General features: G+C 64.7%; 24 protein-coding genes. 8 read left to right on the plus strand and 16 right to left on the minus strand.

Features of this window, described 5'->3' with window-relative positions; translation table 11 throughout:
• Window positions 1-2 precede the first annotated feature (2 nt).
• Both ubiB and ubiE read right to left on the minus strand, forming a co-directional pair.
• The gene (gene ubiB, locus CVM73_RS29160; RefSeq protein ID WP_100235239.1) at window positions 3-1,577 is read right to left on the minus strand and encodes a 2-polyprenylphenol 6-hydroxylase; all 1,575 of its coding nucleotides are present in this window, start codon (window positions 1,575-1,577) and stop codon (window positions 3-5) included.
• Window positions 1,574-2,335, minus strand: coding sequence for a bifunctional demethylmenaquinone methyltransferase/2-methoxy-6-polyprenyl-1,4-benzoquinol methylase UbiE (gene ubiE, locus CVM73_RS29165; RefSeq protein ID WP_100235240.1), 762 nt, complete (start codon window positions 2,333-2,335; stop codon window positions 1,574-1,576). The genes ubiB and ubiE overlap by 4 nt, the downstream gene beginning before the upstream one ends.
• Window positions 2,336-2,416: 81 nt before the next feature.
• Between ubiE and mutM the strand changes: the two genes are divergently transcribed.
• Window positions 2,417-3,298, plus strand: coding sequence for a bifunctional DNA-formamidopyrimidine glycosylase/DNA-(apurinic or apyrimidinic site) lyase (gene mutM / locus CVM73_RS29170; protein WP_100235241.1), 882 nt, complete (start codon window positions 2,417-2,419; stop codon window positions 3,296-3,298).
• A gap of 218 nt (window positions 3,299-3,516) precedes the next feature.
• On the opposite strand, the gene CVM73_RS29175 is transcribed toward mutM, so the two are convergent.
• Together CVM73_RS29175 and CVM73_RS29180 are read right to left on the minus strand one after the other, a co-directional pair.
• Window positions 3,517-4,260: a ParA family protein gene (locus CVM73_RS29175; RefSeq protein WP_100235242.1), complete on the minus strand. Its 744-nt coding sequence runs from the start codon at window positions 4,258-4,260 to the stop codon at window positions 3,517-3,519.
• Between the two features lie 389 nt (window positions 4,261-4,649).
• On the minus strand, window positions 4,650-6,008 hold the full coding sequence (locus CVM73_RS29180) for a serine protease (protein WP_167407127.1): 1,359 nt from the start codon (window positions 6,006-6,008) through the stop codon (window positions 4,650-4,652).
• 262 nt (window positions 6,009-6,270) lie between these two features.
• On the opposite strand from CVM73_RS29180, the gene CVM73_RS29185 reads away from it, so the two are divergent.
• Together CVM73_RS29185 and CVM73_RS29190 are read left to right on the plus strand one after the other, a co-directional pair.
• Complete coding sequence (locus tag CVM73_RS29185) at window positions 6,271-7,074, plus strand: HesA/MoeB/ThiF family protein (protein ID WP_100235243.1); 804 nt, start codon at window positions 6,271-6,273, stop codon at window positions 7,072-7,074.
• 105 nt (window positions 7,075-7,179) lie between these two features.
• Window positions 7,180-7,455: a DUF3303 domain-containing protein gene (locus CVM73_RS29190; protein ID WP_027572360.1), complete on the plus strand. Its 276-nt coding sequence runs from the start codon at window positions 7,180-7,182 to the stop codon at window positions 7,453-7,455.
• A gap of 99 nt (window positions 7,456-7,554) precedes the next feature.
• On the opposite strand, the gene CVM73_RS29195 is transcribed toward CVM73_RS29190, so the two are convergent.
• Window positions 7,555-8,556, minus strand: a complete 1,002-nt coding sequence (locus tag CVM73_RS29195) for a 2-hydroxyacid dehydrogenase (protein ID WP_100235244.1) — start codon at window positions 8,554-8,556, stop codon at window positions 7,555-7,557.
• Between the two features lie 333 nt (window positions 8,557-8,889).
• Between CVM73_RS29195 and CVM73_RS29200 the strand changes: the two genes are divergently transcribed.
• Window positions 8,890-9,423, plus strand: coding sequence for an SH3 domain-containing protein (locus CVM73_RS29200; RefSeq protein WP_100235245.1), 534 nt, complete (start codon window positions 8,890-8,892; stop codon window positions 9,421-9,423).
• A gap of 158 nt (window positions 9,424-9,581) precedes the next feature.
• Here the strand turns inward: CVM73_RS29200 and irrA are convergent, their stop codons facing one another.
• The gene (irrA, locus tag CVM73_RS29205) at window positions 9,582-10,073 is read right to left on the minus strand and encodes an iron response transcriptional regulator IrrA (RefSeq protein WP_027546833.1); all 492 of its coding nucleotides are present in this window, start codon (window positions 10,071-10,073) and stop codon (window positions 9,582-9,584) included.
• A 353-nt stretch (window positions 10,074-10,426) separates the two neighbouring features.
• On the opposite strand from irrA, the gene fabA reads away from it, so the two are divergent.
• The 3 genes from fabA to fabI all read left to right on the plus strand — a co-directional run bounded on the left by fabA (window position 10,427) and on the right by fabI (window position 13,149).
• Window positions 10,427-10,948 (plus strand): bifunctional 3-hydroxydecanoyl-ACP dehydratase/trans-2-decenoyl-ACP isomerase, encoded by a 522-nt coding sequence (fabA, locus tag CVM73_RS29210; RefSeq protein ID WP_092289360.1) that lies wholly within the window; start codon window positions 10,427-10,429, stop codon window positions 10,946-10,948.
• 39 nt (window positions 10,949-10,987) lie between these two features.
• Window positions 10,988-12,211, plus strand: coding sequence for a beta-ketoacyl-ACP synthase I (gene fabB, locus CVM73_RS29215; RefSeq protein WP_100235246.1), 1,224 nt, complete (start codon window positions 10,988-10,990; stop codon window positions 12,209-12,211).
• 137 nt (window positions 12,212-12,348) lie between these two features.
• Window positions 12,349-13,149 carry an enoyl-ACP reductase FabI gene (gene fabI, locus CVM73_RS29225; protein ID WP_100235248.1) on the plus strand — a complete coding sequence of 267 codons (801 nt, stop codon included), beginning with the start codon at window positions 12,349-12,351 and terminating at the stop codon, window positions 13,147-13,149.
• Here the strand turns inward: fabI and CVM73_RS29230 are convergent.
• The 4 genes from CVM73_RS29230 to CVM73_RS29245 form a co-directional block, all read right to left on the minus strand.
• Window positions 13,146-13,742 carry a glutathione S-transferase family protein gene (locus CVM73_RS29230; protein WP_100235249.1) on the minus strand — a complete coding sequence of 199 codons (597 nt, stop codon included), beginning with the start codon at window positions 13,740-13,742 and terminating at the stop codon, window positions 13,146-13,148. The two genes, fabI and CVM73_RS29230, sit on opposite strands and share 4 nt — an antisense overlap.
• A 102-nt stretch (window positions 13,743-13,844) precedes the next feature.
• Complete coding sequence (locus CVM73_RS29235) at window positions 13,845-14,684, minus strand: hypothetical protein (RefSeq protein WP_100235250.1); 840 nt, start codon at window positions 14,682-14,684, stop codon at window positions 13,845-13,847.
• A 91-nt stretch (window positions 14,685-14,775) separates the two neighbouring features.
• Window positions 14,776-15,240 (minus strand): GNAT family N-acetyltransferase, encoded by a 465-nt coding sequence (locus CVM73_RS29240; protein WP_100235251.1) that lies wholly within the window; start codon window positions 15,238-15,240, stop codon window positions 14,776-14,778.
• A 7-nt stretch (window positions 15,241-15,247) separates the two neighbouring features.
• Window positions 15,248-16,174: a hydrogen peroxide-inducible genes activator gene (locus CVM73_RS29245; protein ID WP_100235275.1), complete on the minus strand. Its 927-nt coding sequence runs from the start codon at window positions 16,172-16,174 to the stop codon at window positions 15,248-15,250.
• Between the two features lie 114 nt (window positions 16,175-16,288).
• Between CVM73_RS29245 and katG the strand changes: the two genes are divergently transcribed.
• Window positions 16,289-18,457, plus strand: coding sequence for a catalase/peroxidase HPI (gene katG / locus CVM73_RS29250; RefSeq protein WP_167407128.1), 2,169 nt, complete (start codon window positions 16,289-16,291; stop codon window positions 18,455-18,457).
• Window positions 18,458-18,669: 212 nt separating this feature from the next.
• Here katG and pnp read toward each other — a convergent pair whose 3' ends face one another.
• The 6 genes from pnp to CVM73_RS29280 all read right to left on the minus strand — a co-directional run bounded on the left by pnp (window position 18,670) and on the right by CVM73_RS29280 (window position 26,643).
• Window positions 18,670-20,832, minus strand: coding sequence for a polyribonucleotide nucleotidyltransferase (pnp, locus tag CVM73_RS29255; RefSeq protein WP_100235252.1), 2,163 nt, complete (start codon window positions 20,830-20,832; stop codon window positions 18,670-18,672).
• Between the two features lie 369 nt (window positions 20,833-21,201).
• Complete coding sequence (gene rpsO / locus CVM73_RS29260; RefSeq protein WP_008540131.1) at window positions 21,202-21,471, minus strand: 30S ribosomal protein S15; 270 nt, start codon at window positions 21,469-21,471, stop codon at window positions 21,202-21,204.
• Between the two features lie 2 nt (window positions 21,472-21,473).
• Complete coding sequence (truB, locus tag CVM73_RS29265; protein ID WP_167407129.1) at window positions 21,474-22,592, minus strand: tRNA pseudouridine(55) synthase TruB; 1,119 nt, start codon at window positions 22,590-22,592, stop codon at window positions 21,474-21,476.
• Window positions 22,589-23,032 carry a 30S ribosome-binding factor RbfA gene (gene rbfA, locus CVM73_RS29270; RefSeq protein WP_100235253.1) on the minus strand — a complete coding sequence of 148 codons (444 nt, stop codon included), beginning with the start codon at window positions 23,030-23,032 and terminating at the stop codon, window positions 22,589-22,591. The genes truB and rbfA overlap by 4 nt, the downstream gene beginning before the upstream one ends.
• A gap of 154 nt (window positions 23,033-23,186) precedes the next feature.
• On the minus strand, window positions 23,187-25,889 hold the full coding sequence (gene infB, locus CVM73_RS29275) for a translation initiation factor IF-2 (protein ID WP_100235254.1): 2,703 nt from the start codon (window positions 25,887-25,889) through the stop codon (window positions 23,187-23,189).
• 70 nt (window positions 25,890-25,959) lie between these two features.
• Window positions 25,960-26,643, minus strand: a complete 684-nt coding sequence (locus CVM73_RS29280) for an RNA-binding protein (RefSeq protein ID WP_100235255.1) — start codon at window positions 26,641-26,643, stop codon at window positions 25,960-25,962.
• Between the last annotated feature and the right edge of the window lie 39 nt (window positions 26,644-26,682).

The following is a 26,682-nucleotide window of genomic DNA, read 5'->3' on the forward strand; positions in this document are numbered from 1 at the left end:
AATCATAGATTCCGGACGGCGATCAGGATCCCGATAAAGGTCGCGGCGATGATCCAGAGCGCCACGGTGCGCCAGCGGTTCTTGCGGCCCTCGCTGCGCCCCATTGCCGCGATGCTCTCCGGCGACAGCCTGATGCCCTCGCGGGTCATCGTCTCGAGCTGCTCGATGACCTTGACCGAACGCTCGGCGATCTCCGGCAGGCGCATCAGCACGCGCGCGATGTCGCCGGTCCCGGCAAGTGCGCCCTGCACCCGGCCGATCGGGCCGAGGTTGCGCTCGATCCATTCGCGCACCACGGGATCGGCGATCTTCCAGATGTCGAGCTTGGGATCGAAGCCGCGTGCCACGCCCTCGACCACCACCATGGTCTTCTGCAGCAGGATCAGCTCCGGCCGCGTTCTCATGTCGAACAGGCCGGTGACCTCGAGCAGCAGCGTCAAGAGCCGCGCCATCGAGATCTCCTCGGCGGTGCGGTTGTGAATGGGCTCGCCGATGGCGCGGATGGCCTGCGCGAAATTCTCGACCGAATGATGCGCGGGCACGTAGCCCGCCTCGAAATGCACTTCCGCCACGCGGCGGTAGTCGCGGGTGATGAAGCCGAGCAGGATCTCGGCGAGAAAGCGCCGCTCCTTCATGCCGAGCCGGCCCATGATGCCGAAATCGACCGCGACGAGACGGCCGGTATCATCCAGGAACAGGTTGCCCGGATGCATGTCGGCGTGGAAGAAGCCGTCGCGCAGCGCATGGCGCAGAAAGCTCTGGATCACCTTGCGGCCGAGATCGGGCAAATCGACCTGCGCCTCTGCGAGACGCTTGTGATCATTGAGCGCGATGCCGTCGATCCACTCCAACGTCAGCACGTTGTGCGTGGTGCGATCCCAGTCGACGGCCGGCACGCGGAAATCGGGATCGTCCTGCGTGTTCTCCGCCATCTCGGACAGCGCGGCTGCTTCCAGCCTCAGGTCCATCTCCATCGCCACCGAGCGCGACATGGTGTTGATGACTTCGACGAGGCGCAGCCGCCGCGCCTCGGCCGAATAGGTTTCGGCCTTGTGCGCGACGAAGAAGAAATCGGAGAGATCGCGGCGGAAACGTGTGGCGACGTTGGGCCTGAGCACCTTGATCGCGACCGGCTTGCGGATGCCGTCGTGCAAAACTTCGCCGCGATGCACCTGCGCGATCGAGGCGGCGGCGACCGGCGGACCGAAGCTCGCGAACACGTCGCTGAGCGGTCGTTCCAGTGACGTCGTGATCGCCGCTTCTGCTTCGGCTTGCGAGAACGGCGGCAGGCGGTCCTGGAGGCTTTCGAGGTCGCGCGCCATGACGACGCCGACCACGTCGGGGCGCGTCGCCAGGAATTGACCGAGCTTGAGATAGGCCGGTCCCATCCGTGTCAGCGCGCGCGAGATCCGCGGCCCGTGCTTGACGCCGCGGCGCTCCACGATGCGCGCAAGCTTCAGTGCAAGTTGTCCTGGTGGCGGCACCAGGCTCGGGTCGACCGAGCCGAACACGCCTTCGCGCGCAAACACGAACGCGGCGCGGATCAGGCGCGCAATGTGGGTGAAAGCAGAGATCACAAACGCCAGCCCGAATGCAGTGCGACGATGCCGCCGGAGAGTGTCTGCCAGCTCACGCGGGAAAAGCCGGCCTCGCGGATCATGTCGGCGAAGGTGGCAGGCTTCGGAAACTTGCGGATCGATTCGACGAGATATTGGTAGGACTCAGCGTCGCCCGTGACCATGCGGCCGAGTGGCGGGGTCACCTTGAACGAGAAGAAATCATAGAGCTTGTCGAGCCCGGGCATCTCGACGGTGGAGAACTCCAGGCAAAGGAAGCGGCTGCCGGGCCTCAGTACGCGATAGGCCTCGCGCAGCGCAAGGTCGATCCGCGGCACGTTGCGAATGCCGAAAGCGATCGTATAGGCGTCGAAGCTGCGGTCGGCGAAGCCGAGCGCTTCGGCATTGCCTTCGACGAAATCGACCCGGGTGTCGAGATGCCGCTTGGCGGCGCGTTCGCGCCCCACCGCCAGCATATCAGTGTTGATGTCGCAAACGGTGGCATGGAAGCCGGGGCCGGCCGCGTTGGCGGCACGGAACGAGATGTCGCCGGTGCCGCCGGCCACATCCAGCAGCGCGAACGGCCGCTCGCCCTTGGGCGGGTCGAGTGCGGTGATCATGATGTCCTTCCAGACCCGGTGCAGTCCGCCGGACATCAGGTCGTTCATCAGATCATAGCGCGACGCCACGCTGCGAAACACATCGTTCACCAGCGTCTGCTTGTCCCCCAGGGGGACGTCCCTGAAGCCAAAATGCGTGGTTTCGCCCGGCCGATCCATTACTCTACTCCACGAGGCGGACCATAGCCTGCCCGCCGCAATGGCGCTATCACACCGCCCTCATAAGGTGAATGCCTGACCATGCCTGAATTGCCCGAAGTCGAGACCGTCCGCCGCGGCCTTCAGCCCGTCATGGAAGGCGCGAAAATCCTGGTCGCGGAGGCCCGCCGGCCGGATTTGCGCTTTCCGTTCCAGCCGGACTTCGTGGCCCGGCTCAAGGGGCAGGTCGTCACCGGGCTCGGCCGCCGGGCAAAATATCTCATGGCCGATCTCGGCTCCGGCGACGTGCTGCTGATGCATCTCGGCATGTCGGGCTCGTTCCGTGTCATCAAGCCGGACAACGACACTCAGCCCGGCGAGTTTCACTATCCGAAGGGTAAGGATTCCGCGCATGACCACGTGCTGTTTCGGATGTCCTCGGGCGCCGACATCGTGTTCAACGATCCGCGCCGCTTCGGTTACATGAAGGTGATTGCGCGCAATGCGCTCGAGGAAGAACCGCTGCTGCGCGGGCTCGGACCCGAGCCGCTCGGCAACGAATTCGACGCCGCGATGCTGGCGCGCTCCTGCGCCGGCAAGACCACCAGCCTGAAGGCCGCGCTGCTCGACCAGCGCGTGGTCGCGGGCCTCGGCAACATCTATGTCTGCGAGGCGCTGCACCGTTCGCATCTGTCGCCGCGCCGGATCGCCGCGACGTTGTCGACGAAGAAGGGCGAGCCAACCGATCACGCCAAGCGATTGGTCGGTGCGATCCACACCGTGCTGAACGACGCGATCAAGGCCGGCGGCTCCAGCTTGCGCGACCATCGCCAGACCTCCGGCGAGCTCGGCTATTTCCAGCACTCCTTCAAGGTCTATGATCGCGAAGGCGAGACATGCACGACGCCGCGCTGCGGCGGCACGATCAAGCGGTTTACGCAGAATGGCCGATCGACCTTCTGGTGTCCGAAGTGTCAGAAGTGAGATGACGGGGCCGTAGCCCGGATGGAGCGCAGCGCAATCCGGGACGTCTGCATCCGTCCGCGCGAAGGCCCCGGATTACGCTGCGCTCCATCCGGGCTACGAAGATTCCCAAAAACCGCGAAGCGAAGCAATCCGGCCGGGCTGATCGCCGGATTGCTTAGTCGCTGCGACCCTTCCGGATGGCGAAGGGCCGCCTGGCGGCTGAGCGATTGCCCCGTTCAGGACGCCAGTGTGATGGTCTCGTCCGCGGCAAGGTCAGAGGCGAGGTGCAACATGCCGTCCGCGTCCGACATCACTTGGTTGATCAGGACACCGGTTGTCGCAGTGAGCTCGAGCCGGGCCTCGATCCAGCGCCAGAGGCCGCGGATCTCGTCAGCCGATTTGCCGTTCGGTGCGAATTCGCTTACCGCAAGGCCATTCGCGAGTGAGTCCTGGTGATCGTTGCGCATCACGATCAGCGGACGCGCGAGCACGTCAGTGAGGTCGAGCGCGGCTTCCTCGGCGAGGGCGCCCGCGGCGTTGTCGATGCGCTGGCCGCGGATCGGCGTCTGGTTCAGCACGAAGCTGTAGGGCCGCTTCCAGGCGCGCGCGACGCTCAGCGTCGAAACGGTCGCCTCGATGTCGGCGACGCTCGGGCGGGCCGGGATCAGGCAGAGGTCGGAATGGCGGATCGCGGCCGTGGTCGCGGCACTGAGACCGGCCGCGGTATCGACGAACGCGAGCTGGAGGCCGCTGTCGGCCAGCATCTTCAGGCGGGGCTCGATATCGGCAGCGTGATAGATCGGCTCGACCACGAGATCATCGGTGCTGCGGCGGCGCTGCCAATTGGACAGGGTGCCCTGCGGGTCGGTCTCGATCAGGCGAACGGTGAAGCCGGCCTGCTTGGCTGCCAGCGCGAGGCCGATGGCGAGCGTGCTCTTGCCGCTGCCGCCCTTTTGGGTGGCCAGTACGATCGTGTGCATTGAAGATCAATCCTTTGGAGTGCTTGGGTCAGGAATACGCCACGCGAACGTGCATCGATCTCGATGCTGAGCTCTTCTCGCTCAGGACGTGCCGGCCCGATCCAAAGGGGATCGCGGAGGTCCGAATCAACGGTAACGATGATGGCGGAATAGGGAATGCCAGCGAATCCGTACCATTACCGGACCCGTAGTCGTACGTGTGGGGGTGCGCGCACACGAGTTGATCTCGTGCCCCGGACGCAGCGCAGCACCTCGTTGATGCGCTGCCGAGCCGGGGCCCAGAAAGCCGCAAATTCGGAATTGAAGAAGCCTGGGTCCCGGCTCAGCGGAGCGGCATTTCATGCGGCGCCGCGTCCGGGACACGAGAGAGAGTGGTGATGTTGTCCGTCCTATTTCCGCACGCAGATCACGCGAACGACGGAGCTCCTTGCGTCCGTCGACGTGCCATTCGCCGTGACACCGTTCGCCTTCAGGAACCCGCGCACCGTCTCCGCGGAGACCATTACCGCCTGTGACACCGGCACCGACGTCGCAGGTCCTGCAACCATTGCCGGCTTCAGCAGCGCAATGCCGGCGAACTTGCCGTCGGCGTCGATGGCCGGGCTGCCGGAGAATCCGACTGCCGGTGGCGGAGACAGTGCGGAATCGCTTGATGTGACCGGCGCCAGCGCAGCCTTGACGCTCGAGACGCCGGCTGCGCCGCCCTGGCTCTGTGGATCGGCGATGCCGACGATGTCGACATTGGCTTTCGCCGCACCGCCCGTAAGGCCGAGCGGCTTCAGGCCGCGCGCGCCGTAGATGTGCAGCAGCGCGAGATCGTGCTCCTTGTCCTCGGCGAGACGGTCGGCGCTGCCATAGCCGGCGATCGTGAGCGCGAGGCAGCCATCGGTGACGAGGCGGTCGGTGACGATCGCGCCGTCGTCGCTGACGACGATGCCGGTGCCGTATTCGACGGTCTTGCGCGGCGGCGGCCCGGCCAGCGGTCCCGACGGGAACGCATTGAACGCGCTCGACATCGCGATCACGACCGGCTCGACCGTGTTCTCGGTCGCCTGGTCGTAGAGGATCGTCATGGTGCGGACCTCGTCGCCCCTAAAGGTGCCGCGGACGTAAAACTTCTTCAGGCCCTGCAATCCCGACAGCACGAAGAAGTCGGGCTTCACCACGGTGTAGTCGACCTTGCGCCCCGACGGCTCCTTCTCCAGCTCGGCGAGCTTTGCCGAGGTCGGGTTCACCTCCTTGCGGCGGCTGAGCAGCACCTGGACCGTGCCGGTCGGCGAGGTCCATTTCGAGCCGTTGGCGTCGCTTGCCTGCTGCGGCACCAGCTTGCCGGGGATGCCGAGCCGGGCGCCGCTGGTCGGCTCCGTCACGATCTTCCAGCCGACGCTCTCCTGCTTCTTCCGTGCCGTCTCGGCGAGCGCGGCGCGCTCCTGCGGATTGAGCACGCCGGTCGGCTTGCCGCCCTTCGCCTTCTGGTATTCCTTGATGGCGTTGACCATGCGCTCGCTGACGTCGCCGGTGATGGCGCCATTATACTGGCCGACCCAGGCAAGGTCGGATTGCAGTGACAGCCGCTCTGCTTTGGCCATGGCATCGGCCGTCGCCGACGGCGTCTGCGTTGCGGGAGGCTTGACTGGAACAGTCTGGACCGTTTTCGGCTTGGCGCCGGGGAGCTGTGGCGCCGTCATCTGGGCGTTCGCAGCCGTGGCGGCCGCAAACATCAGTGTTGCCGCAAGCATCGATCTCATGACTAATCCAGCCAGCCCATTGAACGCCAGAACATTGAAAAACATGCCATTGAAGCACATCTCGTTGGTCGCGAACAATGTTGGGGTGGTTCAGGCCTAAGGTCGAGCCGCGTATACAGTCCTCATCCTGAGGAGCGGCCGAAGGCCGCGTCTCGAAGGATGGCAACGGGCGGCAGTCGGGCCTTCATGGTTCGAGACGCGCGTTCCGCGCTCCTCACCATGAGGGGATGGAGCGATGGCTCGTTAGGAGAGACAAAAGACAATGCTGAGCCCGGACGAACTCGAACGCTATGCCCGCCATATCGTGCTGCGCGATGTCGGCGGTCCCGGCCAGGCCGCGCTGAAGCGGGCCTCGGTGCTGGTGATCGGCGCCGGCGGGCTCGGCGCACCCGCTTTGATGTATCTGGCCGCTGCCGGCGTCGGCACGCTTGGCGTGGTCGATGACGATGTGGTGTCGCTCTCCAACCTCCAGCGCCAGGTGATCCATACGACGCCGGACATCGGCCGGCACAAGGTCGAGAGCGCAGCGGAACGGATTGCGGCGCTCAATCCGCATGTGCGCTTCGTCGGTCACGCCACCTGGCTCAACGCCGACAATGCACTCAGCCTGATCAGCGACTACGATCTCGTGCTCGACGGCTCCGACAATTTCTCGACGCGCTATCTGGTCTCGGACGCCTGCTTCTTCGCGAAGCGGCCGCTAATCACCGCGGCGCTCGGTACCTTCGACGGTTCGCTCACCACCATCCGCGCCCATGAGAAGAACGAGCAGGGCGAATTCAATCCAACCTACCGCTGCCTGTTTCCGGAAGCGCCGCCGCCCGGACCTATTCCGGCCTGCGCCGAGGCCGGGGTCATGGGCGCACTGGCGGGCGTGCTCGGCTCGATGATGGCGCTGGAGGCGATCCGCGAGATCGTCGGCTTTGGTGACGGCCTGATCGGCCGCCTCCTGATGATCGACGCCCGCGCGATGCGCTTCGAGACGCTGCGCTATGGGCGCGATCCCGCCAATCCACTCAACGGCGATGGACCTGTGATCGCTGATCTCAGCATCCATCGCGATTAGGCGCGTGGCACGCGGGGGGTCCAAATCGACACTTGCTACCGTCTCCCTTCGTGATTGAATTCACGCCGCCGCAAGGCAAATGGATGTTTCAGATTGGAGATTGCTATGAAGTACATCTCAAGCTGGAAATTGCCACCGAATCTGATCGACTCTGCAATCGAAAAGTTTCTGAAGACAGGGGGAGCACCACCGGAAGGCGTGAAGATGCTCGGCCGCTGGCACGGAATGAACGGGACGGGCTTTGCAATTTCGGAGAGCAACGACCCGAAGGCCATGTATCAATGGTATGCCCAATGGGCCAACGTGATGGAGATCACGGTTACTCCATGCGTGGAAGACGCCGAAGCCGGCCCAATCCTGGCCGCCTTGGCGAAGCAGTGACCGACTCGGAGCGGCCGTAGAACGCTGCGGCCGCTCCGTTCAAGTCTGCGAGCCAAATCGGCAAGCCTTCCAAATTGGCAAGCCTTGGCGAGCAGCGCCCTACAGCATGCTCGGCAGCACGCGATCCGGCGGCTTGTGGGCGTCGAGGAAGGTGCGGATATTGATGATCACCTTCTCGCCCATCTCGACGCGGCCTTCGATCGTGGCCGAGCCCATATGTGGCAGCAGCGTCACCTTGCCGGCCTTGGCGAGCCGCACCAGCTTCGGGTTGACCGCTGGCTCGTGCTCGTAAACGTCGAGGCCGGCGCCGCCGATCTCGCCGCCTTCGATCAGCTTGATCAGCGTGTCCTCGTCGGTGACCTCGCCGCGCGCGGTGTTGACGATGTAGGCGTCCTTGCGGATCAGCTTCAGCCGCCGCGCCGAGAGCAGGTGATAGGTCGCCGGCGTGTGCGGACAGTTCACCGAGATGATGTCCATCCGCGCCAGCATCTGGTCGAGGCTTTCCCAATAGGTCGCGCCGAGTTCTTCGGCGATGACAGGCGCGACGGGACGGCGGTTGTGATAGTGGATCTGCAGGCCGAAGGCGCGGGCGCGGCGCGCCACGGCCTGGCCGATGCGGCCCATGCCGACGATGCCGAGACGTTTTCCCCCGATGCGGTGGCCGAGCATCCAGGTCGGCGACCAGCCGGGCCAGGGCTTTCCTTCGGTCAGGATCGAGGCGCCTTCGATCATCCGGCGCGGCACGGCCAGGATCAGCGCCATGGTCATGTCGGCGGTGTCCTCGGTCAGGACCTTTGGCGTGTTGGTGACGGTGATGCCGCGGGCGTGAGCGGCCTCGACGTCGATATTGTCGACGCCGTTGCCGAAATTGGCGATCAGGCGCAGCTTGCAGTCGGGCTGGTTCACGACATCGGCGCCGATGTGGTCGGTGACGGTCGGGACCAGTACGTCGGCGGTGCGCGCGGCTTCGGCGATCTGCTCAGGCGACATCGGCGTGTCGTCGAGATTGATCCGCGCGTCGAACAGCTCGCGCATCCGTGTCTCGATCGAATCCGGCAGCTTGCGCGTCACCACGACGAGGGGCTTTTTCTTCACCGACATGTCCTGCTCTCATGAGGCGTCGCAGGCCGCCTCTGTCGCCAAAGGCCGGTCGTTGAGGCCTCATTAACCCGGTTGTTCGACACTGCCCTTGCCGTGTCCGTCCCCGGCGTTTCCTCCAAGCTCTCCCGACATTTCCTGCCGGAAAATCGGGGCAAACTGGTTGTTGAAGTGCCCGTCCTCTCTAGCAGAAGGCCGGGCCAAGACAAGAACCACGGGCCGAGGGTTGGAACCGGTTGGAACCCGCGTGGGGCGGGACGAAGGGGCAGACGCGGCGGGTTTTGGAATTTGCGGTGAGGATCCGGCCTGGCCGGGTCTTCGACAGGAGACGGGTTGATGGCGTTGGGGCGTTTTTGTTCGGTGATGGCGCTCGTTTGCACCTGGTTGAGCGCCTCGGTCGGCCCCTCGCATTCGGCGAAGGATAATACCACCCCGCAGACCGCCAGCGGCTTGCCGGTGCCGCGCTATGTCAGTCTCAAATCGGATCACGTCAACGTCCGCGCCGGTCCGACCAAGGACAATGACGTCGCCTGGGTCTACACCCGCGCCGGCCTGCCGGTCGAAATCACCGCCGAATTCGAGAACTGGCGCCGGGTGCGCGATTCCGAAGGCGCCGAGGGCTGGGTCTATCACTCGCTGCTGTCGGGCCGCCGCACTGCGGTCGTCACCATGAAGCAAAAGGACGACCTCGCCCCGATCTATGACCGGCCCGATCCCGACAGCGCGGTTGCAGCCAAGCTCCAGGCTGGCGTCGTCACGCAGGTCAAGAAGTGCGCCGCAAATTGGTGCCGCGTCATCGGCAACGGCTTCGACGGCTGGATCCAGCAGGAGCGCCTCTGGGGTGTCTATTCGGACGAGCAGGTGAATTGACCCGAAGGGTCATCCCGGGGCGATGCGCAGCATCGAACTATGGTGCGCAATTGCGCACCTGAGGTCTGGTCCTTCGGGCCATCCCGGAATGACAGTGCAAACGAAAATGGCCGGGACAAGCCCGGCCCTAACGACGAATTCAGTAGTTTAGATCGATCTCAGCGCTTCTTGCGCAGGCGCACGACCATGTCGATGCGGGAGATCTCGTAGCCCTCGGGCACCTCCGGCATCTTCGACAGCGCCAGATGCGGATCCTCGATGTCGACCAGCTCGTGGCTGTTCTCGAGGTAGTAGTGATGGTGGGTGGTGACGTTGGTGTCGAAGTAGGTCTTGGTGCCGTCGACGCTGACCTGGCGGAGCAGGCCGGCATCGGTGAGCTGGTTCAGCGTGTTGTAGACGGTCGCCAGCGACACCGGGACCTTGGCGAGCGTCGCTTCCTCGTACAGCATTTCAGCCGTGAGGTGACGTGCGCCCTTGCCGAACAGGAGCCAGCCTAAGGCCATGCGCTGGCGCGTCGGACGGAGCCCGGCGGACTGGAGCATTTCGTTGACGTCGTGCCAGGGGCAGCCGGTCAGGGCCGGCTGGCGGCCGGACAGGAGGGCTGCGGCATGGACATCGTCGTCGTGATGGGGCGCGGTATTCTCGCTCATTTCCAGATTTTCGGGCACGCGTGAACAATATCTCTTTGTAATATAAGAACAGAAAGATGCAGATGCAAGTTTCTCGCAACTAGAGAGGTTCTAATCAGGCTTGGAACCGCCTGGTGAGCGCGTCATTTTACCTTCATGGATGCGCTTTGCCACCCGAAAAGGCCTGTGTTAGAGAGCGCGCGGTTCCGCTTAGCCGATTTTGGCGCGGCCGGGCGTGAAGGCTTGGTGCGCAGTCCATCGGGGGTTTGCGCGAGTCGCGGCCGGCGGTGGCAATTGGCGTTGCTCTCCGATCGAGACGGGGCCCATTTTCGCCAAAAAACGCCGCTCAACCGGGATTGAACAGAGGCTCGTGAATGCTGAACAGGCGCAACGGTTACGAATACGAAGATCTGCTGGCCTGTGCCCGCGGCGAGATGTTCGGTCCGGGCAATGCCCAGCTGCCGTTGCCGCCGATGCTGATGTTCGATCGCATCACCGAGATCAACGACAATGGCGGCGAGTTCGGCAAGGGGCTGGTACGCGCCGAGCTCGACGTGAAGCCCGACCTCTGGTTCTTCGGCTGCCATTTCAAGAACGATCCGGTGATGCCCGGCTGCCTCGGCCTCGACGCGCTGTGGCAAATGGTCGGCTTTTATCTGGGCTGGACCGGGGGGGAAGGTCGTGGTCGCGCGCTTGGCCTGAACGAGCTGAAGTTCAGCGGCCAGGTGCTGCCCGAGGCGCGCAAGGTTGTGTACAACGTCGACATCAAACGCGTGATGCGTTCAAAGCTGGTGCTCGGGATTGCCGACGGGTGGCTTTCGGTCGATGACCAGATTATTTATCGCGCCAAGGATCTGAAGGTCGGCCTGTTCAAGCAGGGCACGAGCCTGGGCTGAGCGCATCACCACGAAGACAACGATTGAGGCGAGGCTGTCATGAGGCGGGTTGTGGTCACCGGGATGGGCATCGTCTCGTCCATCGGAAACAACACCCAGGAAGTGCTTGCGAGCCTTCACGAGGCGAAGTCGGGCATTTCGCGGGCTGAGAAATATGCCGAGCTCGGCTTCCGTTCGCAGGTGCAAGGCGCGCCGACGCTCGATCCTGCGACGGTGGTCGACCGCCGCGCGATGCGTTTCCTCGGCCAGGGTGCGGCGTGGAATCACATCGCGATGGAGCAGGCGATTCAGGACTCCGGTCTATCGCCTGACGAGGTTTCCAATATCCGCACCGGCATCATCATGGGCTCCGGCGGCCCCTCGGCGCGCACCATCGTCGAAGCCGCCGACATCACCCGCTCCAAGGGACCGAAGCGCGTCGGCCCGTTTGCGGTGCCGAAGGCGATGTCCTCCACGGCCTCCGCGACGCTTGCGACCTGGTTCAAGATCAAGGGCGTGAACTATTCGATCTCCTCGGCCTGTGCGACGTCGAACCATTGCGTCGGCAATGCCTACGAGACCATCCAGATCGGCAAGCAGGACGTCATCTTCGCCGGCGGCTGCGAGGAGCTGGACTGGTCGCTCTCGGTGCTGTTCGACGCCATGGGCGCGATGTCCTCGAAGTACAACGACACGCCGGCCACGGCCTCGCGTCCCTACGACCTCAATCGCGACGGCTTCGTCATCGCCGGCGGCGCCGGCGTGCTGGTGCTGGAAGAGCTCGAGCATGCCAAGGCGCGCGGCGCGCGCATTTACGGCGAGATCGTCGGCTACGGCGCGACCTCGGACGGCTACGACATGGTCGCACCATCGGGTGAAGGCGCCGAGCGCTGCATGCGCATGGCGATGTCGACGGTGAAGACCAAGGTCGACTACATCAATCCGCACGCGACCTCGACGCCGGCCGGCGATCCGCCGGAGATCGACGCGCTCCGCAGGGTGTTCGGTAGTGGCGAGAAGTGCCCGCCGATCTCGGCGACCAAGGCGCTGACCGGCCACTCGCTGGGCGCGACCGGCGTGCAGGAGGCGATCTATTCGCTGCTGATGATGAACAACGGCTTCATCTGCGAGAGCGCGCACATCCAGGAGCTCGATCCGGTGTTCGCCGACATGCCGATCGTGCGCAAGCGCATCGACAACGTCAAGATCGGCACCGTGCTGTCGAACTCATTCGGCTTCGGCGGCACCAACGCCACGCTGGTGTTCAGCCGGCTGGATGCTTGAGCCCCGCACGCTGTCATGCCCCGCGAATGCGGGGCATCCAGTACGCCGCGGCTTCTCTATTTATCACGACGGTCTCTGGAATACTGGATCGCCCGCCTGCGCGGGCGACGACGTCGAAAATAGGAGCGACGGCGGCAATGGAAGGTTTGATGAAAGGCAAGCGCGGCCTGATCATGGGCATCGCCAATGATCATTCGATCGCCTGGGGCATGGCGAAGACGCTGCACGCCCACGGCGCCGAGCTCGCCTTCACCTTCCAGGGCGAGGCTCTCGGCAAGCGCGTCAAGCCGCTGGCGGAGCAGCTTGGCGTGGATCTGGTGCTGCCTTGCGACGTCGAGGACATCGCCAGCGTCGATGCCACCTTCGCGGTGCTCCGCGAGAAATGGGGCCGGCTCGACTTCGTGATCCACGCGATCGGCTTCGCCGACAAGAACGAGCTGAAGGGCCGCTACGCCGACACCAGCCGCGAGAACTTTTCGCGTACCATGGTGATCTCCTGCTTCTCGTTCACGGAGGTCGCAAAGCGCGCCGCCGAGCTGATGACGGAGGGCGGCAGCATGATCACGCTGACGTTCGGCGCATCGGAGCGCGCGATGCCGAATTACAACGTGATGGGCGTGGCCAAGGCGGCGCTGGAAGCCTCCGTGCGCTATCTCGCCGCCGATTTTGGACCGCGCGGCATCCGCGTCAACGCGATCTCCGCAGGTCCCATCCGCACGCTCGCCGGCTCCGGCATCGGCGAGGCGCGGGCGATGTTCGCCTTCATGCAGAAGCATTCGCCGCTCCGCCGCGGCGTCACGCTGGACGACCTCGGCGGCTCGGCGCTGTATCTGTTGTCGGATCTCTCCGGCGGCGTGACCGGCGAGATCCATTATGTGGATTCCGGCTACAACGTCATCCTGATGCCGAGGCCGGACGATTTGAAGGCGCCGGATTAACCCGCCGCGATCTTCTCCGCGCGCTGGAATGCCGGCCGCGCCATGCAGCGGGCGAGATAGGCGTCGAAGGCCGGGCGCGACGGCACCATCTTGAACAGGCGTACCGCGAAATTCAGGCCGGAGCCGACGGTGATGTCGGCTGCGGAAAATTCCTCGCCGAGAATCCATGGCCCCTTCGCGAGCGCAGCCTCCAGCACGTCGAACACCTGCGTGGCGCTGCCCCAGGCCGCGGTCGAGGTCGGGATCTCGATCTTGGTGAAGATCTGGATGATGGCGGGCTCGATGCAGCCCGGCGAGAAGAACAGCCATTGCAGATAGCGCGCGCGGTGCGGGTCGGACACGGCGGGCGCCAGCTTGGTCTCGGGGTAGCGGTCGGCGATGTAGGCGCAGATCGCGGCGGCTTCGCCGAGCGCGGCATCGCCGTCGGTCAGCGCCGGCACCTTGCCCATCGGATTGATCTTCAGATAGTCCGGCGCCTTCTGCGCTCCGGTCGAAATGTCGGTCAGCACGCGCTCATAGGGCAGGCCGCTCTCTTCCATCAGCCAGAGCGTCGTGAACGAGCGCGAGCGGGGCGACCAATAGAGCTTGATCATGGCACGGTCCTTTTCATCGGCACGAAGTGAGCCAGGGCGGATTCATGACGCCTCTGCATTGAAGCCGCAATGCACGACGATACAGATAACCCCGACTTCGGCTCAGTCTTCCTTGAGATAGCCGGACAGGCCCCGGTCGAGCCTGTCTGCGACGAGTGCCCGCGTTCTCTCGCGCAGCGCCGCGTTGGCCGAAGCTGCCGCGGGTGGATCAGGGAATAGCGAGTTGTCGAGCTTGGTGAGCGGGTCTTCGGTCAGCCGCATACTCGCCGCGAAGTTCGCGCCGAAATTCACAAAGGGGCGCTTGATCTCCTCGTAACTCCGGCCGTCGATCAGCGTGATCGCAATATTGGCGAAAAGATGCGAGTGACGGAGCAGGCTGCCGAGACCCTGATTATAAGTTCCGATGCCGTTTAGAGTCATGTGCGTGTTCGGCAGCTCCGCCTTGAACGTGGTTGCGACGAGATAGCGATCGCAGTTCGCGTTGGTGGTGAAGCTCCGCACAACGGTTGGCAGACGCTCTCCGGGATCCCGGATAAGAATCGTTTTCGGATTGTAGAAGGGCTCGAAGACGCCTTTGGGATAGGGGATCCGGCGCACCGTCGGATCGTTGCCCGTTGCCGCGCGCACGCGCGCAAAGACGAGATCATCCAGTCCCCAATCGATCGGGACCTCGTTCACCTCATTCTCGAAAATCGTGAGGCCAAATTTCTGCACGGAGTAGCGGTCTCCGATCACAGAGATCACGCCAAGCCGACACGGACCGCTCTCGACCGCGACCGGCTGCTTCGCAACTGGCTTGGCCTTCGGCGCCGCCCTCTTGGCAGCCGGTTTTGCCTGTGGTGCGGCCTGAGCAGGGGACGCGGTAGTTGCGGGCGGCGTTTGCGCCGCAGCTGAAGCCAGGAAGGACAGCAGGACGAGCACCAAAGCAGAAAATCGAAACATGGATTCCAGGAGATTGGCGGCAGGAGGTCATCGGATATGCCACACTAAGGTGGGATCGTGACAACCGCAAGCTGCAGCCTGAGGTCGATGTCTATGCGCCGGGCCGCTGCCGTCTCCACCGGTAATACTTCATCACGAACCCGTTCGACGGCTCGATCTCCTCCTTCTCGAGCACAAAGCCCTCGCGTTCGTACCAGCGCCAGGCCTTTTCGTTCTCGCGGACGCAGCGCAGGCAGATTTCATCGGGCAGCTGCGTGCGGGTGAAGGTGAGCAGCCGCCGGCCGAGCGATTGGCCCTGATAGGCGGGCGCGACGAAGAGCATGTCGAGATAGAGCTTTGGCAGATGCAGCGCGAGCATCGCGGCGATGGTGCCGTTGTCGTCGGCGACGAACAGGCTCCAGCCGTTCTCGATCTCGCGCCTGATGCGCGCACGCAAATTGGCGAGGAGGAAGTCGCTCGCCTCGGCAAGCCCGGTCGAGACCCAGCTCTCCATCCAGACACGGCCGATCTCGTCATGCTCCTCGGCGCGGGCGGGGCGGATGATCGGATGTGGCATGCGCCGCTCAAGCCCGCTGGCTGCGCACGGATTGCCGCGCGCGCACCTTGCCGGCCGACAGGCACACCACCTCGGAAATCTGCAGCAGCTGCCGCGCCAGCGGGCTGGTCTTGCGCCAGACCATGCCGATGGTGCGCGACGGCTCGGGGTCGCGGAAGCGCGCTAGCGAGACCGAGGCCGATCGCGTCTCGACCGGCACCGCCATTTCCGGGATCAAGGTGACACCTATGCCGGCGCTGACCATCTGCACCAGGGTCGAGAGCGAATTGGCGTCCAGCATCTCGCGTGGCGGCGCCGATTGCATGTTGCAGAAGGAGAGCGCCTGGTCGCGGAAGCAATGCCCCTCCTCGAGCAGCAGAAGCCGCATCTCGCGCATCATCTCGCGCGAGGGCACCGGCGTGCCTTCATCCGCGCCGGGTCGCACCAGCAAGAATTTCTCCTCGAACAGGGCGACCTCGGTGAGCGAGGGTTCGGACACCGGCAACGCCACGATGGCGGTGTCGAGCCGTCCCTCCACCAGCTCCTGGATCAGCCGCGGCGTCATGGTCTCGCGCACGCGGATGTCGAGCTCCGGATGCATGCGCGTGAGGTTCTTGGTGATCTTGGGCAGCAGGTAAGGTGCGATGGTCGGGATCATGCCGATGCGCAGGCGGCCGGCAAAGCGGTCCTGCGAGGCGCGGGCGAAATCGCCGAGCTCGTCGACCGAGCGCAGGATATCGCGGACGCGTTGGGCGAGCTCCTCGCCGAACCGGGTCAGCGCGACCTGGCGGGCGCTGCGCTCCAGCAGCAGGCCGCCGAGCGTCTCCTCCAGCTCCTTGATCTGCATCGACAGGGCCGGTTGGGAGATCGAGCAGGACTCAGCCGCACGGCCGAAATGGCCGTGGCGCGCCAGCGCGTCGAAATACCGGAGCTGGCGCAGCGTCAGATTTATCATAAGAAAATCCTATCGCAGCGATCATTAAAGTCAACTTCCCCTGATAGGAGGCGCCGCTTAGAGTGGTTCTACCTGGTCAAAGGCGCCGTCGGACGGCCACCAGAGGAGGTAATCATGGACGACACTTCGAAGTGCCCGTTTTCGGGCGGAAAACCCACGCGCGTGAACCGCGACTGGTGGCCAACCCAGCTCAGCATCGAGATGCTGCACAAGAATTCCGACCTGTCCGACCCGATGGGCAAGGAGTTCGACTACGCCAAGGAATTCAAGTCGCTCGACCTGAACGCGGTCATAAAGGACCTGACCGCCCTGATGACGGACTCGCAGGAATGGTGGCCCGCCGATTTCGGCCACTATGGCGGCCTCATGATCCGCATGGCCTGGCACAGCGCGGGCACCTACCGCATCACCGACGGCCGCGGCGGCGCCGGCGCCGGTCAGCAGCGCTTCGCGCCGCTCAACAGCTGGCCCGACAACGCCAACCTCGATAAGGCGCGCCGTCTGCTGTGGCCGATCAAGCAGAAATACGGCCGCAAGCTTTCCTGGGCCGATCTGATGGTGCTCGCCGGCAATGTCGCGCTGGAATCGATGGGCTTCAAGACCTTCGGTTTCGCCGGTGGCCGCGCCGACGTCTGGGAGCCGGAAGAGCTCTATTGGGGTCCGGAAGGCACTTGGCTCGGCGATGAGCGCTACAGCGGCGAACGCCAGCTCGCCGAGCCGCTCGGCGCGGTGCAGATGGGCCTCATCTACGTCAACCCGGAAGGTCCGAACGGCAAGCCGGATCCGCTCGCCGCGGCCAAGGACATCCGCGAGACGTTTGCCCGCATGGCGATGAACGACGAAGAGACCGTTGCGCTGATCGCCGGCGGCCACACTTTCGGTAAGACCCATGGCGCGGGCGATCCCTCGCTGGTCGGACCGGAGCCGGAAGCGGGCGCACTCGAGGATCAGGGCCTCGGCTGGAAGAGCAAGCACGCGTCGGGCATCGCCGGAGATTCCATCACCAGCGGCCTCGAGGTGACGTGGACGACGACGCCGACGAAGTGGAGCAACAACTTCTTCGAGAACCTGTTCAAGTACGAATGGGAGCTGACCAAGAGCCCGGGCGGCGCGAACCAGTGGACGGCCAAGGGTGCCGAGGCCATCATTCCTGACGCCTTCGACAAGTCGAAGAAGCATCGGCCGACCATGCTGACGACCGACCTCTCGCTGCGCTTCGATCCCGCCTATGAGAAGATCTCGCGGCGCTTCCTGGAGAACCCGGATCAGCTCGCGGACGCCTTCGCCCGCGCCTGGTTCAAGCTCACCCATCGCGACATGGGCCCGATCCAGCGCTATCTCGGCCCGCTGGTGCCGAAGGAGACGCTGATCTGGCAGGATCCGATTCCGGCCGTGAATCACGAGCTGGTCAGCGATCAGGACATCGCGGCGCTGAAGACCAAGATCCTGGCTTCGGGTCTGTCGGTGTCGGAGCTGGTCTCGACCGCCTGGGCGTCGGCCTCGACGTTCCGCGGCTCGGACAAGCGCGGCGGCGCCAATGGCGCGCGCATCCGCCTTGCTCCGCAGAAGGACTGGGAGGTGAACCAGCCGGCTCAGCTCGCCAAGGTGCTCGGCAAGCTCGAAGCGATCCAGAAGGACTTCAACGCGTCATCCGGCGCGAAGAAGGTCTCGCTCGCGGACCTCATCGTGCTCGGCGGCACCGCCGCGGTCGAGAAGGCCGCCAAGGATGCTGGCGTCGACGTCAAGGTCGGCTTCACGCCGGGCCGCATGGACGCCTCGCAGGAGCAGACGGATGCGGCCTCGTTCGCACCGCTGGAGCCGCGCGCCGATGGTTTCCGCAATTATGTCGGCAAGCGGCAGCAGTTCCTGCAGCAGGAAGAAGCCCTGGTCGATCGCGCGCAGCTGCTCAAGCTCACCGGGCCCGAACTGACCGTGCTGGTCGGCGGCCTGCGTGTGCTCGGCGCCAACGCGAACGGCTCGAAGCACGGCGTGCTCACGACCAAGGTGGGAACGCTGAGCAACGACTTCTTCGTCAATCTGCTCGACATGAGCGCGCAGTGGACGCCGGTCGCTGACGGCACCTACGAGGCACGCGACCGCAAGACCAATGCGGTGAAGTGGACCGGCACCCGCGCCGATCTCATCTTCGGCGCACACTCGCAGCTCCGCGCCTTCGCCGAGGTCTATGCGACCTCGGACTCCAAGGAGAAGTTCGTCAAGGATTTTGCCAAGGCCTGGACCAAGGTGATGAACCTCGACCGCTACGACATCGCGGCCTCCTGAGGCGGTGTTGCTCCACCTCTCCCGCGTGCGGGAGAGGTGGAGCGCGCAGCGATCCGGGTGAGGGCTTTCTCCTCTTGGGGGTTCTTCGTCGCCGAGGCCCCCTCTCCCGCAAGCGGGAGAGGGAGCGCATATCGCCCGGAGCGAGCGTAAGCCACAAACAAAAAGGGCGGCCTTTCGGCCGCCCTTTCGTTTTTCTGGATCGTCGCGAGACCTTACTCGCCCGCTGCTTCGCGCGGAGCCTTCTCGCCCTCGGCGGCCTTGTCCTTGGCCTCGAGGTCCTCGCCGGTGGTCTGGTCGACCACCTTCATCGACAGGCGGGTCTTGCCGCGGTCGTCGAAGCCGAGCAGCTTGACCTTGACCTTGTCGCCTTCCTTGACGACATCGGAGGTCTTCTGCACGCGGCTCGCCGCGAGCTGGCTGATGTGGACGAGGCCGTCCTTGGAGCCGAAGAAGTTCACGAAGGCGCCGAACTCCATCACCTTGACGACGGTGCCGTCATAGATCTGGCCGACTTCAGGCTCGGACGCGATCGACTTGATCCACTTGATCGCGGCCTTCATGGCCTCGCCGTCGCTGGAGGCGACCTTCACGGTGCCGTCGTCCTCGATGTTGACCTTGGCGCCGGTCTTCTCGACGATCTCGCGGATCACCTTGCCGCCGGTGCCGATCACTTCGCGGATCTTGTCGGTCGGGATCTTGAAGGTCTCGATGCGCGGCGCGTATTCGCCGAGCTCGGCGCGGGCCGCGGTGAGGGCCTTGGCCATCTCGCCGAGGATGTGGATGCGGCCTTCCTTGGCCTGGCCAAGGGCGACGCGCATGATCTCTTCGGTGATGCCCTCGATCTTGATGTCCATCTGGAGCGAGGTGATGCCCTGTTCGGTGCCGGCCACCTTGAAGTCCATGTCGCCGAGATGGTCCTCGTCACCGAGGATGTCGGAGAGAACCGCGAAGCGCTTGTCTTCGAGGATCAGGCCCATCGCGATGCCCGCGGTCGGCCGCTTCAACGGCACGCCCGCATCCATCAGCGCCAGCGAGGCGCCGCAGACCGAGGCCATGGACGAGGAGCCGTTGGATTCGGTGATCTCCGAGACCACGCGCACCGTGTAGGGGAATTCATGGTGCGGCGGCAGCACCGGATGGATCGCGCGCCAGGCCAGCTTGCCGTGGCCGATCTCGCGGCGCTTGGTGCCGCCGAGGCGGCCGGTCTCGCCGACCGAGTAGGGCGGGAAGTTGTAGTGCAGCAGGAACGTTTCCTTGTACGTCCCGGACAGCGCGTCGATGTACTGCTCGTCCTCGCCGGTGCCGAGCGTGGTCACGACCATCGCCTGGGTCTCACCGCGGGTGAACAGCGCCGAGCCGTGGGCACGGGGCAGCACGCCGACTTCGGCGACGATGTTGCGCACGGTCTTGACGTCGCGGCCGTCGATGCGCTTGCCGGTGTCGAGGATGTTCCAGCGAACGATCTTGGCTTCCAGCTCCTTGAACACGCCGGCGACACGGAGCTTGTCGTATTTCGGCTCCTGCCCTTCCGGGAAGTAGTGGGCCATCACCTTTTCCTTGGCGACGCCGACGGCGGCATAGCGCTCCTGCTTGATCGGAATCGCGTAGGCGGCGCGCAGCTCCTGCTCGATCAGGCCGAGCATTTCCTTCTCGAGCGCCGCATTGTCGATCGCGGTGACTTCGCGCGGCTCCTTCGCAGCCTTCTCGGCGAGCTCGATGATCGCGTTGATGACCGGCTGGAAGTGGCGGTGACCGAACATCACGGCGCCGGGCATCACGTCTTCGGCGAGCTCCTTGGCTTCCGATTCGACCATCAGCACGGCGTCGGCGGTGCCGGCGACGACGAGGTCGAGCTGGGTGTCGACCATCTCGTCGAGCGTCGGGTTGAGGACGAATTCGTCATTGGCAAAGCCGACACGGGCCGCGCCGATCGGACCCTTGAAGGGCGCGCCGGACAGCGTCAGGGCCGCGGAGGCCGCGACCATCGCGACGATATCGGGGTCGTTCTCCATGTCGTGCGACAGCACGGTGACGATCACCTGGGTCTCGTTGCGCCAGCCGTCGACGAACAGCGGGCGGATCGGGCGGTCGATCAGGCGGGAGACCAGCGTCTCCTTCTCGGTCGGACGGCCCTCGCGCTTGAAATAGCCGCCGGGAATGCGTCCCGCAGCGTAGGTCTTCTCCTGGTAGTCGACCGTCAGCGGCAGGAAGTCGACGCCTTCGCGCGGCGCCTTGGCGGCGACGACGGTGGCGAGAACCACGGTCTCGCCATAGGTGGCGATGACGGCGCCGTCGGCCTGACGGGCGATCTTGCCGGTTTCGAGCTTGAGAGGGCGTCCGCCCCAGTCGATCTCGACTGAATGCTTATTGAACATAGAGGTCTTCTTTCATGGGTTCTCGAAAGAAGGGACGGCTCTCGAAAAACAAAAACCATGCGCAAGATTGCGGGGCGCTGATCGGAGCGGATGATCAGCGTCCTGCGATCCTGCCATGGTTTTTGGATGTCGGATGGCGTCCATCCTTTCGGGTCATACGGGCGCCTTGCCCGTTGTGCCCAGCCGCCGGATTGCTGCTGGACTGTCAGTCGGCACGAACGCGAACACCGAACCGCGGTCTTCGCTCTTCATGCCTCGGGTGTGAATCGTTGTTGGCTCGCACCCGACGCGCACGCAGCCTCGACCAAAAACCTTTAAGTTCGTTCGAAACCACGCGCAAAAACGCGCGCCAGTGGCGCGCGCAGGAACTTAGCGACGAATGTTGTGCTTCTCGAGCAGTGCCTTGTACCGCGCCTCGTCTTTCTTCTTGAGATAGTCGAGGAGCGAGCGGCGGGTGGAGACCAGCTTCAAGAGGCCGCGACGCGAATGGTTGTCCTTCACGTGGGTCTTGAAATGGTTGGTGAGGTTGTTGATGCGTTCCGACAGGATCGCGACCTGAACCTCGGGCGAGCCGGTGTCGCCGGCCTTGGTGGCATTCGTCTTGATGACTTCCGCTTTGCGTTCTGCGGCAATCGACATCGTCAATTTCTCTCGTTGCGACCGGGGCTGGCAGTCAGGCCGGTCAGGTTGAACACACGCTTGGGGATGATTTCGCCATTGCCAACTTCGGCAAGCGCCAAAAGACGGCCTGCCACCGTGACATAGACTGTGCCGCTACAAGTGGGCGCATCCCGTCCGCGCAACAAAACGGCCTGACCCCGATGGAGCCTTGCCGCATCAGCCCGAGTGACGGCCAGTGCCGGGATGTCGTCCAGCGCGGTCTCAACGGGCAAAAGCGCGTCGGCGAGGCTGCCCTCGCCGGACGCGGCTCTATCGCACAAAGCCTCCAACTGATCCAGCGGAATCATGTCGTTTTCGCCAAATGGGCCGACCAGGGTCCGCCGCAGCGCGCAGATATGGCCATAAGTGCCGAGAATCCGGCCCATATCGCGGGCCAGCGCCCGGACATAGGTGCCCTTGCCGCACTCGGCCTCGAACACGGCCCGGTCGTTATCCGGTTGATCCACAAGGGTTAAATGGTGAATCTCGACGGGGCGGGGCGCCAGCTCCACGACCTCGCCGTCGCGGGCGAGGTCATAGGCGCGCTCGCCCTGAACCTTGATCGCGGAATAGCGCGGCGGGATCTGCTCGATCACCCCGGTGAAGCGGGGCAGGAGAGCCAGGATCGCCTCCCGGGTCGGGCGCTGGTCGGAGGTCGCGGTCACCCGGCCCTCGATGTCGTCGGTGTCGCGCTCCTCGCCCCAGCAGACCGTGAACTGGTAGCGCTTGCGGCCGTCCATGACGAAGGGGACGGTCTTGGTGGCCTCGCCGAGCGCGATCGGCAGCCCGCCCGAGGCGAGCGGATCGAGCGTGCCGGCGTGTCCCGCGCGCTTGGCGTTGAACAGCCGCTTGAGCACGGCGACCGCCTGTGTCGAGGTCATGCCGATCGGCTTGTCGAGCACGACCCAGCCATGGACGTCGCGGCGGTCGCGGCGAACCTGGTTGCCCTTCTGCTGCTTGGCGCGCGGATCGTTGTTGACGCGGCGCGGCTCCTGATGCGGCTGAGAATTGCCGCCCATGTCCGTAAAATTATCCTTCTGCACATCGCGCTGATCGGCGTCGTTGCCGTCGATCGTGCCGTGAGCCGGGTCCATGGTCATTGCTCTTCTTCCCGATCCGAAACCGGATTCTGTTCCAAGTCCTGTTCGAGATCCTTCTGCACCGCAGGTGTTCGCAAAAGCTTCTCGATCCGTTCCGCCTCGTCGAATCGCTCATCGACGCGGAAGCGAATGTCAGGTGCAAATTTCAGGTTAACGCGCCGCGCGACCTCGCCGCGCAGGAATTTCTTGTTGCGCTCGAGCGCCGCGATCACGATCTCGGTGTCGCGGCCACCGAGCGGCATCACGTAGACCGTCGCGAGCTTCAGGTCGGGCGACATCCGCACCTCCGGCACGGTGATGATGTGACCTTCGAGATCCGCATCATGCACATTGCCTTGCGCCAGAATATCGGCCATCGCGTGGCGAACCTGCTCGCCGACGCGCAACTGACGCTGCGAGCCGCCGGGCGCGGAACTCTTCTTCTGATGATGGCGTGGCATTCTCGAAAATCACCTCGTCATGCCCGTGCCTGGGACACGGGCATTGTCATTTGTCCTGTTGAAACGAAGTGGGGTCGATGGCCGGTAAAATCCGGCCATCGCACTCCCGCAATTTCAGTTCAAAAAGATCCGAACGCTTCGGTAAGATTTGGACTTACAGGGAGCGCTGGATCGTCTCCACGCGGTAACACTCGATCACGTCACCGGCACGCATGTCGTGATAGTTCTCGAAGGCCATGCCGCATTCCTGGCCGGACTGGACTTCCTTCACTTCGTCCTTGAAGCGCTTGAGCGTCGACAGCTTGCCTTCATGCACGACGACGTTGTCGCGGATCAGGCGCACATTGGCGCCGCGTTCCACGGTGCCGTCGGTGACGCGGCAGCCGGCGACCTTGCCGACCTTGGAGATGTTGAAGATCTCCAGGATCTCGGCATTGCCCAGCATGGTTTCGCGCAAGGTCGGCGCGAGCAGACCGCTCATCGCCTTCTTCACGTCGTCCACGAGGTCGTAGATGATGTTGTAGTAGCGGATCTCGATGCCGTTGCGCTTGGCGGCCGCGGCGGCCTCCTTGTTGGCACGAACCGAGAAGCCGATGATCGCGGCGTTGAAGCCTTCCGCCAGCGTCACGTCGGATTCCGAGATACCGCCGACGCCGGCATGCAGGATGCGGGCGGCGACTTCGTCGGTGCCGAGCTTCTCCAGCGAGCCGAGGATCGCTTCGAGCGAGCCCTGCACGTCGGCCTTGACGATCAGCGGGAACTCCTTGCGGCCCGCCGTCTTCAATTGCGACATCATCTGCTCGAGCGAGCCGCGCATGCCGGAGATCGAGGCAGCCGCGTTCTCGCGCTTCTGGTGCGCGCGGTAGCTGGTGACCTGGCGGGCGCGGGCTTCGTTCTCGACCACCGCGAGACGATCGCCTGCTTCCGGCGGGCCGTTGAAACCGAGCACCTCGACCGGGACCGAGGGACCGGCTTCCTGCACAGTCTCGCCCTGATCGGAGATCAGCGCGCGGACGCGGCCCATTTCGGCGCCGGCGACGATGATGTCACCGACACGGAGCGTGCCGCGCTGCACCAGCACGGTGGCGACCGGACCACGGCCGCGATCGAGCTTGGCTTCGATCACGGTGCCTTCGGCCGGACGCTCCGAATTGGTCTTCAGGTCGAGGATTTCGGCCTGCAGCGCGATCATCTCGAGCAGCTTGTCGAGATTTGTCTTGTTCTTGGCGGACACCTCGACGTCGACGACTTCGCCGCCGAAGGATTCGACCTGCACCTCGTGCTGGAGCAGCTCGGTGCGCACGCGCTCGGGCTTGGCATCGGGCTTGTCGATCTTGTTGATGGCAACGATGATCGGTACGCCTGCAGCCTTGGCGTGGTTGATGGCTTCGACCGTCTGCGGCATCACGCCGTCATCGGCCGCGACCACCAGCACGACGATGTCGGTGACCTTGGCGCCGCGGGCGCGCATCGCGGTGAACGCGGCGTGGCCGGGCGTGTCGATGAAGGTGATCTTCTTGCCGCTTTCGGGCGACAGCACCTGATAGGCGCCGATATGCTGGGTGATGCCGCCGGCCTCGCCGGAGACCACGTTGGCGTGACGGAGCGCATCGAGCAGCGAGGTCTTGCCGTGGTCGACGTGGCCCATCACGGTCACCACGGGCGAACGCGTCTCGGTGTCCGTGGAATCGTCGACGGTGTCGAACAGGCCTTCCTCGACGTCCGAGGCGGCAACGCGCTTGACGGTGTGGCCCAGCTCTTCGGCGATCAGCTGCGCGGTATCGGCGTCGATCACGTCGGTGATCTTGTGCATCGCGCCCTGCTTCATCAGCATGCGGATGACGTCGACCGCGCGTTCGGACATGCGGTTGGCGAGTTCCTGGATGGTGATCGCTTCCGGGATCGTCACCTCGCGGATGAGCTTTTCCTTGGGCTCATTCGAGGCGTGGCCCTTGAGGCGCTGGGTGCGGCGGCGGAACGAGGCGATCGAGCGCTCGCGCACGTCATCGGCGTTGAGCGCGGTGACGACGGTGAGGCGACCGCGTTCCTTCTGCGGGCCGGGCTTGTGGGTGGTTTTGGGGGCCGCCGCGGGACGCATCGCGCCGCCGGGCCCGCGCCGGATCTGGCGCGGAGCCTCGTCCTCGTCGGGCTCGGCCGCAACTGCGGGACCGCGGCCGGCCGGTCCGCCCGGTCGCTGCGCGGTAGCCGTGGGACGCGCCGTCGTTGTTCCCGGACGTGCCGTCGTGGGGGCGCCGGGCCGTGCCGCAGGGGCGCCGGGTCGCGGCGCAGGCGCGGACGGAGCTGCCGTCGCGGGACGCGCGGCGGCCGGCTGCTCGCCTTCCCCAAAACGCTTCTTGGCCTCGGTCTCGGCCTTCCGCTTGGCTTCGTCCTCATGGCGATGGCGCTCTTCCTCGGCCTTGCGACGGGCTTCGGCGGCCTCGCGCTCGGCGCGCTCGGCGGCCTCGCGGACGGCGCGGCGCTGGGCCTCTTCTTCGGCCTGGCGGCGTTCCTCGACTTCGCGCAGCTTGGCATCGGCCAGCGCGCTGGCGCGGGCCGAACGCTCGTCCTCGGTCAGCGTGCGCAGCACCACACCGGAACCGGCGTTGCGAGGCGGGGGCGGAGCCGGACGCGACGGCGCCGCGGGTGCGGCCGGCGCGGGCTTTGCAGTCACTTCGGGTGCGTGCGGCTCGGGCCCGTCGCCAATGCGGCGCTTGCCGCGCTTCTCGACCACGACCTGCTTGCTGCGGCCATGGCTGAAGCTCTGGCGCACGGTCCCCGTTTCGACGCGCGGCTTGAGCGATAGCGTCTTGCTCGGAACGCTCAGCTTCTTGTCGCCAGGGGTCTTGGTATCAACCATTCAGCAGTCCTAATCCTGATTTATCAGTGTTGTGCGTTGCCGCACCGTCCTATTGGGTCGTCGTTGTCTCTCAGAAATCCTGGCCGGGCTTTTCGGCAGTCTTGTCATCGTCCGCCATCCGGTATCGGACCAGCATCTGGCTACGTGACAGGAATGACTTGCTCGCCGGGCCCGCGAGCAGGGCAGCATGTATCACATTTGACCGGGTCAGTGCCAAATCCAATTCTACCGATTTCAGTGCGGTGACGACGGGAATCTGCGGCTGAGCGCCGCGATTTCCGGCATTTTGACGCGCCAGCATGTCCAATTTGCGGATTCCGTCCGCGGCCCCGTCGCTGGCATGGATCAGGACCTCGACCGTTCCTTCTCGAAGGGCGCTCTCGACCTTGCCGAAGCCGGCCACGACCTGACCCGCCTTGGCGGCGATCCCAAGGGCTTCCGTCACGCTCCGGACCAGGAGCGCCTCGATGTCGGCAGGAAGCGTCTGAGGAATGCGCAGGTCGCGCTTGAAGGCCTTGCTGAATTGGTGACGCCGCACGGCTTCCGCAACCACCTTGCGTGAGGCGGTGAGCCACATGCCGCGTCCGGGCAGCTTGCGCTTGAGATCGGGAACTATGTCACCCTGCGGCGAGACGACGAAGCGGATCAGCTCGTCGATCGGCCGGACCTCGCGACTGACCGCGCACATGCGCATGGTCGCGGACCTTTCGGTCCGCGGCCCATGGTCGAGTTCGCTGTCAGTGCTGGCGAGCATCCGGGCGACATCCTCCTTCGCCTTCTAAGTCGCGTGTTC

The organism is Bradyrhizobium forestalis (assembly GCF_002795245.1).
GTDB lineage: Bacteria > Pseudomonadota > Alphaproteobacteria > Rhizobiales > Xanthobacteraceae > Bradyrhizobium > Bradyrhizobium forestalis.

What these genes read in the sequence shown, in the direction of transcription:
- truB (WP_167407129.1), bottom strand. Translation starts at nt 22,592, where the DNA reads ATGACCATGGACCCGGCTCACGGCACGATCGACGGCAACGACGCCGAT.
- fabB (WP_100235246.1), top strand. Translation starts at nt 10,988, where the DNA reads ATGAGGCGGGTTGTGGTCACCGGGATGGGCATCGTCTCGTCCATCGGA.
- irrA (WP_027546833.1), bottom strand. Translation starts at nt 10,073, where the DNA reads ATGAGCGAGAATACCGCGCCCCATCACGACGACGATGTCCATGCCGCA.
- ubiE (WP_100235240.1), bottom strand. Translation starts at nt 2,335, where the DNA reads ATGGATCGGCCGGGCGAAACCACGCATTTTGGCTTCAGGGACGTCCCC.
- CVM73_RS29175 (WP_100235242.1), bottom strand. Translation starts at nt 4,260, where the DNA reads ATGCACACGATCGTACTGGCCACCCAAAAGGGCGGCAGCGGCAAGAGC.
- CVM73_RS29180 (WP_167407127.1), bottom strand. Translation starts at nt 6,008, where the DNA reads ATGAGATCGATGCTTGCGGCAACACTGATGTTTGCGGCCGCCACGGCT.
- katG (WP_167407128.1), top strand. Translation starts at nt 16,289, where the DNA reads ATGGACGACACTTCGAAGTGCCCGTTTTCGGGCGGAAAACCCACGCGC.
- fabI (WP_100235248.1), top strand. Translation starts at nt 12,349, where the DNA reads ATGGAAGGTTTGATGAAAGGCAAGCGCGGCCTGATCATGGGCATCGCC.
- CVM73_RS29195 (WP_100235244.1), bottom strand. Translation starts at nt 8,556, where the DNA reads ATGTCGGTGAAGAAAAAGCCCCTCGTCGTGGTGACGCGCAAGCTGCCG.
- rpsO (WP_008540131.1), bottom strand. Translation starts at nt 21,471, where the DNA reads ATGTCGATTGCCGCAGAACGCAAAGCGGAAGTCATCAAGACGAATGCC.
- infB (WP_100235254.1), bottom strand. Translation starts at nt 25,889, where the DNA reads ATGGTTGATACCAAGACCCCTGGCGACAAGAAGCTGAGCGTTCCGAGC.
- pnp (WP_100235252.1), bottom strand. Translation starts at nt 20,832, where the DNA reads ATGTTCAATAAGCATTCAGTCGAGATCGACTGGGGCGGACGCCCTCTC.
- CVM73_RS29230 (WP_100235249.1), bottom strand. Translation starts at nt 13,742, where the DNA reads ATGATCAAGCTCTATTGGTCGCCCCGCTCGCGCTCGTTCACGACGCTC.
- CVM73_RS29240 (WP_100235251.1), bottom strand. Translation starts at nt 15,240, where the DNA reads ATGCCACATCCGATCATCCGCCCCGCCCGCGCCGAGGAGCATGACGAG.
- CVM73_RS29235 (WP_100235250.1), bottom strand. Translation starts at nt 14,684, where the DNA reads ATGTTTCGATTTTCTGCTTTGGTGCTCGTCCTGCTGTCCTTCCTGGCT.
- CVM73_RS29280 (WP_100235255.1), bottom strand. Translation starts at nt 26,643, where the DNA reads ATGCTCGCCAGCACTGACAGCGAACTCGACCATGGGCCGCGGACCGAA.
- rbfA (WP_100235253.1), bottom strand. Translation starts at nt 23,032, where the DNA reads ATGCCACGCCATCATCAGAAGAAGAGTTCCGCGCCCGGCGGCTCGCAG.
- CVM73_RS29200 (WP_100235245.1), top strand. Translation starts at nt 8,890, where the DNA reads ATGGCGTTGGGGCGTTTTTGTTCGGTGATGGCGCTCGTTTGCACCTGG.
- CVM73_RS29185 (WP_100235243.1), top strand. Translation starts at nt 6,271, where the DNA reads ATGCTGAGCCCGGACGAACTCGAACGCTATGCCCGCCATATCGTGCTG.
- fabA (WP_092289360.1), top strand. Translation starts at nt 10,427, where the DNA reads ATGCTGAACAGGCGCAACGGTTACGAATACGAAGATCTGCTGGCCTGT.
- CVM73_RS29245 (WP_100235275.1), bottom strand. Translation starts at nt 16,174, where the DNA reads ATGATAAATCTGACGCTGCGCCAGCTCCGGTATTTCGACGCGCTGGCG.
- mutM (WP_100235241.1), top strand. Translation starts at nt 2,417, where the DNA reads ATGCCTGAATTGCCCGAAGTCGAGACCGTCCGCCGCGGCCTTCAGCCC.
- CVM73_RS29190 (WP_027572360.1), top strand. Translation starts at nt 7,180, where the DNA reads ATGAAGTACATCTCAAGCTGGAAATTGCCACCGAATCTGATCGACTCT.